At 74.8% G+C, this 11399-nt stretch carries 12 protein-coding genes; 6 read left to right on the top strand and 6 right to left on the bottom strand.

The genetic code is table 11. The features are described from left to right. The first annotated feature begins 261 nt into the window (after positions 1 to 261). The 4 genes from WCS02_RS12305 to WCS02_RS12290 are packed head-to-tail and all read left to right on the top strand — an operon-like array spanning position 262 to position 4139. Positions 262 to 1947 (top strand): ribonuclease J, encoded by a 1686-nt coding sequence (locus WCS02_RS12305; RefSeq protein ID WP_340293581.1) that lies wholly within the window; start codon positions 262 to 264, stop codon positions 1945 to 1947. Between the two features lie 7 nt (positions 1948 to 1954). Continuing rightward, positions 1955 to 2608: a TetR/AcrR family transcriptional regulator gene (locus WCS02_RS12300; protein ID WP_340293578.1), complete on the top strand. Its 654-nt coding sequence runs from the start codon at positions 1955 to 1957 to the stop codon at positions 2606 to 2608. A 41-nt stretch (positions 2609 to 2649) separates the two neighbouring features. Beyond that, positions 2650 to 3381, top strand: a complete 732-nt coding sequence (locus tag WCS02_RS12295) for an ABC transporter ATP-binding protein (protein WP_340293576.1) — start codon at positions 2650 to 2652, stop codon at positions 3379 to 3381. Beyond that, positions 3378 to 4139, top strand: coding sequence for an ABC transporter permease (locus WCS02_RS12290; protein ID WP_340293574.1), 762 nt, complete (start codon positions 3378 to 3380; stop codon positions 4137 to 4139). The genes WCS02_RS12295 and WCS02_RS12290 overlap by 4 nt, the downstream gene beginning before the upstream one ends. A gap of 15 nt (positions 4140 to 4154) precedes the next feature. Here the strand turns inward: WCS02_RS12290 and WCS02_RS12285 are convergent, their stop codons facing one another. Continuing rightward, positions 4155 to 4925, bottom strand: a complete 771-nt coding sequence (locus tag WCS02_RS12285) for a potassium channel family protein (RefSeq protein WP_340293572.1) — start codon at positions 4923 to 4925, stop codon at positions 4155 to 4157. 61 nt (positions 4926 to 4986) lie between these two features. Between WCS02_RS12285 and WCS02_RS12280 the strand changes: the two genes are divergently transcribed. Then, complete coding sequence (locus WCS02_RS12280) at positions 4987 to 5346, top strand: thioredoxin family protein (protein WP_340293570.1); 360 nt, start codon at positions 4987 to 4989, stop codon at positions 5344 to 5346. Positions 5347 to 5385: 39 nt separating this feature from the next. Here WCS02_RS12280 and WCS02_RS12275 read toward each other — a convergent pair whose 3' ends face one another. From WCS02_RS12275 to WCS02_RS12260, 4 genes are read right to left on the bottom strand one after another with little or no spacing between them, the layout of a single operon-like run. Next, a complete protein-coding gene (locus WCS02_RS12275; protein WP_340293568.1) occupies positions 5386 to 5748 on the bottom strand; it encodes a hypothetical protein in 363 nt (120 codons plus the stop codon). Then, positions 5745 to 6620, bottom strand: coding sequence for a DODA-type extradiol aromatic ring-opening family dioxygenase (locus WCS02_RS12270; RefSeq protein WP_340293566.1), 876 nt, complete (start codon positions 6618 to 6620; stop codon positions 5745 to 5747). The genes WCS02_RS12275 and WCS02_RS12270 overlap by 4 nt, the downstream gene beginning before the upstream one ends. A gap of 35 nt (positions 6621 to 6655) precedes the next feature. Beyond that, positions 6656 to 7477, bottom strand: coding sequence for a citryl-CoA lyase (locus tag WCS02_RS12265; protein WP_340293563.1), 822 nt, complete (start codon positions 7475 to 7477; stop codon positions 6656 to 6658). Then, positions 7474 to 8673 carry a CaiB/BaiF CoA transferase family protein gene (locus WCS02_RS12260; protein ID WP_340293561.1) on the bottom strand — a complete coding sequence of 400 codons (1200 nt, stop codon included), beginning with the start codon at positions 8671 to 8673 and terminating at the stop codon, positions 7474 to 7476. The genes WCS02_RS12265 and WCS02_RS12260 overlap by 4 nt, the downstream gene beginning before the upstream one ends. A 194-nt stretch (positions 8674 to 8867) precedes the next feature. On the opposite strand from WCS02_RS12260, the gene WCS02_RS12255 reads away from it, so the two are divergent. After that, the gene (locus tag WCS02_RS12255; RefSeq protein WP_340293558.1) at positions 8868 to 10322 is read left to right on the top strand and encodes an amidohydrolase family protein; all 1455 of its coding nucleotides are present in this window, start codon (positions 8868 to 8870) and stop codon (positions 10320 to 10322) included. Between the two features lie 4 nt (positions 10323 to 10326). Here the strand turns inward: WCS02_RS12255 and WCS02_RS12250 are convergent. Beyond that, positions 10327 to 11399 (bottom strand): hypothetical protein (locus WCS02_RS12250; RefSeq protein WP_340293556.1); only part of this gene is annotated, 1073 nt, incomplete at its 5' end.

The following is an 11399-nucleotide window of genomic DNA, read 5'->3' as shown; positions in this document are numbered from 1 at the left end:
CAGCCGGACCCGGCGCTGGTCGCCGCCCACCGCGAGGTCGCGGCGCGGCTGCCGGGCCTGGTCACCGCGCTGCGGCCGGTCGCGGACCTGCTGGGCTGAGCGCCGCCGGGGGGCGGGCGGCCCCCGGCGGCTAGGGTGGCCCGCAGACCTGCACCACCCCGCGGCACGACGAGCGGGCCCTGCCCCACGGGCGGCGGCCTCCGCGAGCGGCGGGCACCACCCCGGGCGACCAGCGTCCGGACCACCAGAAGGAGCCCCACCATGAGCCACCCGTCGCCGGAGCTCAGCTCGCCGCCCCCGCTGCCGAGGGGCGCCATGCGCATCGTCGCGCTCGGCGGCCTCGGCGAGATCGGCCGCAACATGACCGTCTTCGAGCAGGACGGCAAGCTGCTCGTCGTCGACTGCGGGGTGCTGTTCCCCGAGGAGCACCAGCCCGGCGTCGACGTGATCCTCCCCGACTTCACGTACATCCGGGACCGGCTGGCCGACATCGTCGGCATCGTGCTGACCCACGGGCACGAGGACCACATCGGGGGCGTGCCGTACCTGCTCAAGGAGCGGGCGGACATCCCCGTCATCGCCTCCCGCCTGACGCTGGCCTTCATCAGCGCCAAGCTCAAGGAGCACCGCATCACCCCGGTGACGCGGGAGGTCAAGGAGGGCCAGCGGCTGCCGTTCGGCCCGTTCGACCTGGAGTTCGTCGCGGTCAACCACTCCATCCCCGACGGGCTCGCCGTCGCGATCCGCACCACGGCCGGCCTCGTGCTGCACACCGGCGACTTCAAGATGGACCAGTTCCCGCTCGACGGGCGCACCACCGACCTGCGCGCGTTCGCCCGCCTGGGCGAGGAGGGCGTCGACCTGTTCCTCGTCGACTCCACCAACGCCGAGGTCCCCGGCTTCCTGTTCTCCGAGAGCGAGCTCAACCCCGCGATCGAGAAGGTGTTCCGCACCGCCCCCCGGCGCGTCATCGTCTCCAGCTTCGCCAGCCACGTGCACCGGATCCAGCAGGTGCTCGACGCGGCCCACGCGCACGGCCGCAAGGTCGCCTTCGTCGGCCGCTCCATGGTCCGCAACATGACCATCGCTCAGGAGCTGGGGTACCTCACGGTCCCGCAGGGCCTGGTCGTCGACCTCAAGCAGATCGAGAAGATGCCCGACTCCAAGGTCGCGCTCGTCTGCACCGGCTCTCAGGGCGAGCCGATGGCGGCGCTGTCGCGGATGGCCACGCGCGACCACGTCATCCGGATCGGCGAGGGTGACACCGTCCTGCTGGCCAGCTCGCTCATCCCCGGCAACGAGAACGCCATCTACCGGGTCATCAACGGCCTGGTCCGCTGGGGCGCGAACGTCGTGCACAAGGGCAACGCCAAGGTCCACGTGTCCGGGCACGCCGCCGCCGGCGAGCTCGTCTACTGCTACAACATCATCAAGCCGCGCGGCGTCATGCCGGTCCACGGCGAGTGGCGGCACCTGCGCGCCAACGCCGACCTGGCGATCGCCACCGGCGTGCCGCCCGAGCGCGTCGTCATCGCCGAGGACGGCTTCGTCGTCGACCTCGTCGCGGGCGTGCCCAAGGTCGTCGGCAAGGTCCGCGCGGGCTACGTCTTCGTCGACGGCATGAGCGTCGGCAGCATCACCGAGGCCTCGCTCAAGGACCGCCGCACCCTGGCCGAGGAGGGCGTCATCACCGTCGTCGCCCTCGTCGACGCCGACTCCGGCGCCCTCACCGAGACGCCCGACTTCATCGCCCGCGGCTTCGCCCAGGACGCGACCACGTTCGACGGCGCGGTCGCCGCGGTGGAGAAGGCGCTGTCCAAGGCCGCCGCCGAGGGCGTCGGGGACTCCCAGCAGCTCGAGGCGCTCATCGCCCGGGCCGTCGGGACCTGGGCGCACCGCAAGCACCGCCGCAGCCCCATGGTCATCCCGGTCGTCATCGACGCCTGAGGCGGGCGTGGTCCGACGGGGGCAGGCCGACGGGGAGGGGCCGCCCCCGCCCCGCCCCCGTGGCCGCCGGGCAGCCGGTGCCGACACCCGCGGCGAGCTGCTCGCCGCGGCCTCGGCGGAGTTCGCCGAGCACGGCCTGGACGGGACCTCCATGCGCGGCGTGGCCCGGCGGGCGGGCGTCGACCCGGCGCTCGTGCACCACTACTTCTCCTCCAAGGAGGAGCTGTTCACCGAGAGCGTCGTCACGGCGCAGTACCTGCCCCTGGCCGCCCGCTCCCTGTCCGGGGTGACGCGCGAGGACGCCGCGGAGACCCTGGTGCGGACCGTGCTGCTGGTGTGGGGCCGGCTGGACGGGCGGGGCGCGCTGCGTGCGGTCGTCGCCTCGGTCGCGCGCTCGGAGGTGGCGCGGGACCTGCTGCGCGAGCTGGTGCTGCGCCGCCTCCTGCTGCCCCTGGTGCGGCGGCTCGAGGTGGACGAGCCGGAGCGGCGGGCCGCGCTCGTGGCCTCCCAGGTCGTCGGCCTCGGCATGGTCCGCTACGTGGTCCGGGTGGAGCCGCTGGCCTCGGCCGACGACGAGACCGTGGTCGCCGAGGTCGCCCCCACGGTGGCTCGCTACCTGTTCGGGCCGCTGCCCCCGCTGCCGGGCACGCCGCCGTCCTGAGGGTCTTGACCGGTCCGCCGGCCGGGGAGCACATTCATCACATGATGAATGACGCGGTGGTCGGGCGCGGTGTGCATGTGCGGCGCGGGCGGACCGACGCGCTCGCCGACGTCGACCTCGACGTGCCGCGGGGCGCGGTGCTCGGCCTGCTGGGCCCGAGCGGCTGCGGCAAGACCACGCTCATGCGTGCGGTCGTAGGGGTCCAGCGCGGTGTGCAGGGGTCGCTGCGCGTGCTCGGCCGTCCGGCCGGGACCCCTGGGCTGCGGTCCCGGGTCGGCTACCTCACCCAGGGCGCGAGCGTCTACGACGACCTGTCCGTGGCGCAGAACCTCCGCTACGCCGCCGCCGTGCACGGCCTGCGGGGCCGGGCTGCGGGGGCGGCCGTGGCGCGGGTGCTGGACCAGGTGGACCTGGACGGGCACGCCGGTCGTCGGGCCGGGTCGCTGTCCGGCGGGCAGCGCTCCCGGGTCGGTCTGGCGGTCGTGCTGCTGCCGGAGCCGGAGCTGCTCGTCCTCGACGAACCGACGGTCGGCCTGGACCCGGTGCTCCGCCGCGACCTCTGGGCGCTGTTCGCCCGGCTCGCGGCGGGCGGGACCACGCTGCTGGTGTCCAGCCACGTGATGGACGAGGCCGCACGCTGCGACCGCCTGGTCCTGCTGCGTGGTGGCCGCGTCCTCGCCGAGGGCAGCCACGACGAGCTCCTGGCCCGGACCGGTGCCCGCGACGTCGAGGAGGCCTTCCTGGCCCTGGTCGAGGACACGGTGCCGGCATGAGCGGCCTCGTGCGGCCCGCGCTCGCCGCCGCCACGGCGGGACGGGTGCTGCACCAGGTGCGCGGCGACCGCCGCTCCCTGGCGATGGTGCTCGTGCTGCCCGCCGCCCTGCTGTCGGTCATGGCGTGGCTCTACGAGGGCGGCCCGGCGTTCGACCGCGTCGGCCCGGCGATGCTGGCCCTCTTCCCGTTCGTCGTCATGTTCCTGCTCACCAGCGTGACGACCCTGCGGGAGCGGCAGACCGGCACGCTGGAGCGGCTGCTCACCACGCCCCTCGGCAAGGCCGACCTCGTGCTGGGCTACGGCCTGGCCTTCGGCCTGCTCGCGACGGCGCAGGCGGTCCTGGCGGTCGGCGTGGCCGTGGGCCTGCTCGGGCTGGACGTCCGGGGTCCCGTCGCCGCCCTGCTGCTGGTGGCGGTCGTCGACGCGGTGCTCGGCACGGCGCTCGGCCTGCTGGCGAGCGCCTTCGCCGCGACCGAGCTGCAGGCGGTGCAGATGATGCCCGCCGTCGTCCTGCCGCAGGTGCTGCTCTGCGGGCTGCTCGTGCCGCGGGCGTCGCTGCCGGACGGGCTGCGAGAGCTGTCGTCGCTGCTGCCGCTGAGCCACGCGGTCGACGCCATGACGGTCGTGGCCCGGTGGGAGGGCGGGGTGGCCGGCGGTGCAGGCGGGGACCTGGCGGGCCCGCTGCTGGTCGTCGTGGCCTTCGCCGCAGCCGCCCTCGCCGGGGGTGCCGCGACGCTGCGCAGGCGCACGGCCTGAAGGTCCCTCCGCCCGTCAGCGGCCGGACGGACGGCCGCCCGGGGGGGCAGCCCCGAGGTCCCGGGCCTCCAGAAGACCCGCCAGCCGCTCGACCTGCCGGGTGAGCTCCTCGACCTGGGCGCGGCTGGCGGCGCGCTCCTGCTGCTCGCGCTCGTCGTGCACCGAGACCTGCTCCACGAGGTAGGAGGCGAGCGTCGCGGTGACCACGCCCAGGATGCCGATGCCCGCCACCATCAGACCGCCGGCCACCAGCCTGCCGACCCCGGTGACCGGCACCAGGTCGCCGTAGCCGACGCTGCTCACCGTCGTCAGCGCCCACCACACCGCGTCGGGGAACGTCGTGATCTGGGCGTCCGGGTGCTCTCGCTCGGCCTCGAGGACGGCGAGGGCGGAGACGACCACGAGCAGCGCCGTCGCCCCCGTGACATAGGTGGCGATCCGGCCGCGCAGGCTGGCCCCGGCCTCGCGCTGGAGCACCGACAGCGTGGCGACCACCCGCAGCAGCGACAGGGGTCGGACCAGGGGCAGCACGACCGCGGCGAGCTCCAGCGGGTGCGAGCGGACGAAGCGCCGGCGGGACGGGGCCAGCGCCAGCCGGACGACGTAGTCCACGAGGAAGGCCACCCACACGGCCCAGGTCGTGACCTCCGCGGCGAGCACCGCGCGGTCGGGGAGCCGCGGGTCCAGCACGGGCCAGGCGTAGGCCACGAGGAACAGTGCGGCAGCAGCCATGAGGGGCCAGTGGGTGGCGCGCTCCCACCGCTCGGACGCACGGGGGTCACGCACGCGCCGATCGTCGCAGCGGGGTGGCCGGCGCGCCTGCGCTGACGGCTGCGAGCATGGTCCGGTGGACGAGGCGACGGCTCGGCAGGACCCGGTGCGGACGGTCACCGACACGGACTTCATGGCGTTCACCGAGGGCGGCTGGACCTTCGTCGACTTCTCGGCGACCTGGTGCGCGCCGTGCCGGACGTTCTCCCCGGTGTTCCGGGCCGTGGCGGCCGCCCACGACGGCCCGGTGCGGTTCGGGGTGTGCGACGTCGACGACAGCCCGGCCACGGCCGCCCTGCTCCAGGTCCGCAGCGTCCCCACCGTGGTGGTCTTCGGCCCTGACGGCAGCGAGGTCGGCCGCAGCACCGGGGCGCTGCGCCGCGGCGACCTCGAGGCCACCGTCGCGCAGGTGCTCGCCCGGGCCGCCGCGGGCTGAGCCGCCCGGGCCTCGTGGGCGGTCGGGTGCTCGCGACGGCTACGTGCTGATGTCGGGGTAGGGCAGCGAGAAGTGGGCCAGGGCCTCGGCGTAGGCGCGCTGGTAGGCCATCGGCTCGGGGTGGTCGCGCTCGAACATGGCGATGAACAGCGTGAGCGTGAGGAACGGGTGCGCGCCCATCCCGAACAGCGTCGGGTAGTCGTGGGCGACGAGCGCCGCCCGCTCCTCGTCGGTGAACGCCAGCCACGTCGAGTCCTCGCCGGCGTGGGCCGACAGCAGCCGGTTGGCCGTCGTCCGCTCCCACTCCGCGACGGTGCCGGCCGGGTCCTCGCGGTAGCGCTCGACGAGCACGGGGTCGCGGTCGACGGTGAAGAGGAACTTGTCGAGCAGGTACCTGCTCATGCCGGGCCTCCGTCCGGGGTGCCCTGGGGGTACCAGGTGAAGTAGGCCTCCATGGTGTGGAACAGGTCGAGGCTGTCGGCGTGCGCGGCGACCTGGCCCTCGCCGGCCACGCCCATCATGAGCATGAAGTCCATGAACCCGTGGGTGGCGTTGCCGGGGGCGTGCAGCGACTCCAGCGTCACCTCCGCCAGCGTCTTCTCGATGTCGCCGGACGCGATCCACCCGACGGCCTTCCGGTCGAACTCGGGGTCCGGGCCGGTCGGGCCGAACTGGCGCGGGCCGCCGAGCTCCAGGCTGAGGTGGCCGGTGCCGATCACCGCGACCCGCTTGTCGCTCGGCCAGGACTCGACGAGCTCCCGGATCGCCTGCCCCAGCTGGACGAACCTCTTCGGCTGCGGCAGCGGCGGCGCGAAGATGTTCGTGTAGACCGGCACGATCGGCAGGTCGTTCTCCGGGCGCAGCGTGATGATCGGGCAGGTCACGGAATGGTCGAGGCGCAGCTCGTTGCTGAACGCCAGGTCGAAGCCGAGGTCGAGCCCGCCGCGCAGCAGGTGGCCGGACAGGTCCCGGTCCCCGGTCATCCGCATCCGGGGCAGCCCGAACTCGCGCTCCTCGTTGTACCAGTTCGCGTCGTACTGCTCGGCGTGGCCGACGAGGAACTGCGGCATGTTGTCCAGCCACAGCTGGTGGAAGTGGTCGCTGCCGACCATGAGCAGGACGTCCGGCCGGGCGCGGGTGAGCGTCTCGCGGAAGCGCTCGACCTTGGCCACCCACTCGTCGGCGAACGGCGGCCGGTCCTCGCCGGTCGCCGTGCTGGCGCGGTAGTAGAACGGGTGGTGGGTCGAGGCGATGACGGCGACCAGCTCGGCCATGCGATCTCCTTCGTCGGAGGGGGTGGCCCGGGCGCTCAGCGCTCGGAGCGGGGGACGTACACGGCGTTGCGGTCGACCGACAGGTACACGTCCATGCCGACGGGGTCGCGGTGCTCCTCGGCGAGCTGGCCCAGCAGGCCCGCGGCGCGGGCGAGCAGCGCCACGCCCCGCAGCATGGGCAGCGGCACCCCGAGGTCGGCGAGCGTCGCCCCGCAGACCCCTGCGCCGTTGAGCGGCAGGGTGCGGCCGAGCACCTCGGGGGCGACCCGGCCCACGGCCTGGAACAGCCGCAGGTGCGGGCCGAGCGTGCCGTTCTCGGTCGCGATGGCGACCAGGCGTGGCGTGCGGGGGTCGGCCACCTTGTGCACCGGGTGGCCGAGACCGGGGACGAACCGCCCGGCGGCACGGGTCGCCGTGACGCCGTCGCGGGCCAGCGCGTCCCAGCCGGCCTCGTCGTCGTCGGCGGGCACGCCGTCCGGGCCGGCGTCCGCGAGCGCGGCGGCCAGCCAGGTCCCGGTGTCCTCGGTGACGCCCAGGAACCGGGACCCGCCGCCGAGCAGCCCCGCGGCGAGCGCGCCCTGCAGGGAGTCCGGAGCGGACAGGTACGTCAGCCGGGCGGCGATCGCGGTGGGGGTGAAGCCGTGGTCGGCGAGGGCGACGAGGACGGCCTCGAACACCGCGACCTCCCCGGGCTGCGGGCGCGCACCGGTGACCAGCCACAGCGCGAGCTCGCCGAACCCGACGTGGCCCATGAGGTCGCCGGCGAGGTCGTGGCCGAGCAGCGAGATGGTGTCGGCGGTGGAGGTGCCCAGCGAGGTCCGGTAGACCGGCGCCGGTGCCGGCGGGGTGTCGCTCATCCTCGTCCTCCGGGCAGCGGGGCGTCGGCGGGACCGGCGAGCCAGGCGCGGACGGCGTCGCCGTGGGCGTCCAGGGCCGGCGGGGGCAGGTCGTACCCGGCGGGGGTGGCCGAGAAGCGCAGCGGGTTGCGGACCGTGGGGACGGCCGCGTCGCCCTCGCCGACCACGACGACCGGCTCCAGCCCGAGCTCCTCGGCCAGCGCGACGCCCTCGTCGACGGTGTTGATCGGCGCGCAGGGGACGCCGGCGTCGAGCAGGGTACGGAACCACTCGTCGCGGGTCCGGGTCATCAGGCGCTCGACGAGCAGCGGCCGCAGACCCTCGCGGTGGGCGGTGCGGTCCTGGTTGTGGGCGAAGCGCGGGTCCTCGAGCAGCTCCGGGACGCCCAGCACCTCGCACAGCTTCGCGAACTGCCCGTCGTTGCCGGCGATGACGATGAGCTCGCCGTCGGCCACCGGCAGCGGCTCGTAGGGGAACAGGCTGGGGTGGGCGTTGCCCATCCGGAAGGGGACGGTGCCGCCGGCCACCCAGGCGCTCGTGTGGTTGACCAGGCCCGACAGGGCGGTCGACAGCAGGTTGACCTCGACGTGCTGGCCGGTGCCGGTCACGGCGCGCGAGGCGAGGGCGGCGAGGACGCCGATGGTCGCCTGCATGCCGCTCATGACGTCGAAGACGGAGATGCCCGCGCGGTAGGGGGAGCCGTCCGGGTCGCCCGTGAGGCTCATCAGGCCCGACATCGCCTGCACCATGAGGTCGTAGCCGGGCAGCGCCGCGCCGGCCCCGGAGCCGAAGCCGGTGATGGAGGCGTAGACCACCCGGGGGTTGCCGGCGCTGACGGTGGCGAAGTCCAGGCCGAACCGGGCCAGGCCGCCGGGCTTGAAGTTCTCGATGACGACGTCGGCGCGGCGGGCGAGCTCCTGCGCGGCGGCCAGGTCGTCGGGGTCCTTGAGGTCCAGCACGACCGACCGCTTGCCGCGGTTGACCGCCAGGTAGTACGTGGACACCTCGCCGCGGACGGGGGGCAGCCAGGTGCGGGTGTCGTCCCCGCCCCGCCCCTCGACCTTGACCACCCGGGCGCCCATGTCCGACAGCAGCATCGAGGCGTACGGTCCGGCGAGGATGCGCGAGAAGTCGGCCACCAGCAGGCCGTCGAGCGGGCCGGCAGCAGGGGGGACCCTGGGGTCGTCCTCGACCATCGGGGCTCCTCCGTCCGTCGTCGTCGACGCTGCTGTCCGCTGTGCGGACGCGTGTCCGGGAAGTCTGCGAGGTGCCGACGGCCCTGTCAAGCACCCGTCCAGTCCCGCTTGACAGCCCGTCGGGGCGGTCGGACAGTGGGTCCGAGCGTTGCCCACTGTGCGGACAGGCGTCCGCGCCAGGACGAAGGAGTCCGATGGACCAGCCCACGACCCCCGCCGACCTCACGCCCGGACGGCCGGTCGTCCTGCGCGGGGGCACCGTCCTCACGATGGACGACGCCCGCACCGTGCTCCACGGTGCCGACGTGCTCGTCGTCGACGGCGCGGTCGCCGCTGTCGGCCCCCGCCTGGACGCGCCCGCGGACGCGCTGGAGGTCGACGCCACCGGCGGCATCGTCATGCCCGGCATGGTCGACACGCACCGGCACATGTGGCAGACCGCGATGCGCGGCTACGGGGCCGACTGGACCCTCACGCAGTACTTCGTCTGGTACTACCTCGAGCACGGCCGGGCGTTCCGGCCGCAGGACGTCGCGGCGGGCAACGTGCTGTCGGCGCTGGAGTCGCTGGACGCCGGCGTGACGACCACGGTCGACTGGTCGCACGGCCTGCAGTCGGTCGAGCACGCCGACGCCGCGGTCGACGCGCTGCGCTCGGTGCCCGGCCGCTTCGTCCTGGCCTACGGCAACATCCAGGCCGCGCCGTGGGAGTGGTCGGCCTCGGCGGACTTCCGCTCCTTCGTCGAGCGGTTCCCCCGCAGCGACATGCTCGGCCTGCAGATGGCCTTCGACGTCACGGGCGACCCGGCGTTCCCGGAGCGGGCCGCCTTCGAGGTGGCCCGCGACCTGGACCTGGCTGTCACCACGCACGCCGGGGTGTGGGGGGCGACCAACGACGACGGCATCCGCCTCATGCACGACGGCGGGTTCATGGAGGAGCGGACGGTGTACGTCCACGCCGCGACCCTGGGCCACGACAGCTACCACCGCATCGCCGCGACGGGCGGCTCGGTGTCGGTGGCCACGGAGTCCGAGCAGAGCTGCGGCCAGGGCTACCCCCCCACCTGGCAGCTGCGCGAGCACGGCATCCCGGTGTCGATCAGCATGGACACCAGCGTGTGGATGTCCGGCGACCTGTTCTCGGCCATGCGCAGCACGGTCGGCGCCGACCGGTCGCGCGAGCACATGGAGGCCCACCGCGAGGGCGGCACGGTCACCCACGTGCACCTGCGCGCGGAGGAGGTCGTGGACTGGGCGACCCGCGGCGGGGCCAGGGCGCTGGGCATGGACGGCCTGGTCGGCAGCATCCAGGTCGGCCGCCGGGCCGACGTGGTCCTGCTCAAGAACGACCTGTCCCCGGTGATGTTCCCCGTGCTGCACCCGTACGGGCACGTGGCGCTGCAGGCCCAGCGGGGCGACGTCCACACCGTGCTCGTCGACGGCCGGGTGGTCAAGCACGAGCACCGCCTGGTCGGGGTGGACGTGCAGCGGGCCAAGGACGCCGTCGCCGGCACGCTGGAGCACCTGCGCTCCGGCATGGGCGAGGAGGAGTGGCAGCGGGGGATGAACCCCGACGTCCCCGAGACCAAGGTGCTGGACAACCCGTACACCTACACCGAGTACCGCTCGGCGGCGACGCACCAGGCCTGAGCGGCTAGCGGTCCAGCTGCCAGACCGCGTAGCTGCCGCTCGGCTCCACGCCGAGCAGCGTCAGGGTGCCCGGCGCCGCCGGCGGCAGGTCCGCGGGCCCGACCACGAGGGTCCCGGACGGCGTGCCCGCGGGCAGGGCCTCCCCGGTGCGCACGAGCCGGGTGACCCGGTCGGCGAGCCACCACTGCAGCGCGTTCCCGCTGAGCAGGAGCGGCCGGTCCTCCACCAGGAGGACCGGCACGCCGGGGTGGGCCTCGACCAGGTCCCGGGCGCCGAACATCTGCTGGATCCACAGGTCGCGGGGGGCGATGGTGCGGTCCTCGGCGACCAGGGCCGTGCCGAGCAGGAGGACGCCGACCAGGCCGACCGCCGCGGTCCTCGCCGCGGCTCCCGCTGTCGACACCGCCCCGGTCCTGGCTGCTGTCCCGACCCCGGTCCCGCCGTCCCCGGTCCCCGCCGTGGCCCGCGCGACGAGGAGGAACCCGGCGAGCACCGCGAGCGCGAGCGTCGTCGCGGGCGCCCAGGGGACGGCGTACTGTCCGTCGACCCGCCAGGCCCACGCCTCCAGGCCGGGGACGTTGAGCTGGACGAAGCCCTCGACCCGGTCGCGGGTGGCGCGCAGCACGACGAGCGCGGCCGCCGACAGCACCGCCGTGACCACCAGCGCGGCGACGAGCAGCCGGGCGGGGGAGCGGCGGGACAGCAGCGCCGCGCCGCCGGCCAGGGCCAGGACGAACCACAGCGGGTCGCCGTAGCGGCCGTAGACGAGCTGGTCGACCCGGCCGCCGTCGTCGAGCCGGGTCGACAGGTAGGCGGCGCCGACGAGCAGCTGCGCCGGTGCCGCGGCGACCAGCCACACGGCCGCCCCCGGCCGGCGGGCGCCGAGCTCCCGCACGGCCGGCCGCAGCAGCGCGAGCAGGCCGAGCACCGTCAACCCGGTCCAGGCCGCGGCCGCGTACCAGGCGTGACCCACCGCGAGGGCGAGCACGTCGCCCGGTCGCAGCGCACCGGCCTGCTCGGCGGCCACCGCGGTCCGCGCGACCCCGCCGCCGTACAGCTCGGCCTCGACCCGGGCGT

It is taken from the genome of Aquipuribacter hungaricus, assembly GCF_037860755.1.
Classification (GTDB): domain Bacteria; phylum Actinomycetota; class Actinomycetes; order Actinomycetales; family JBBAYJ01; genus Aquipuribacter; species Aquipuribacter hungaricus.
Note: the sequence above shows the minus strand (reverse complement) of the source record. Positions and strands in the feature narration are given on the sequence as shown.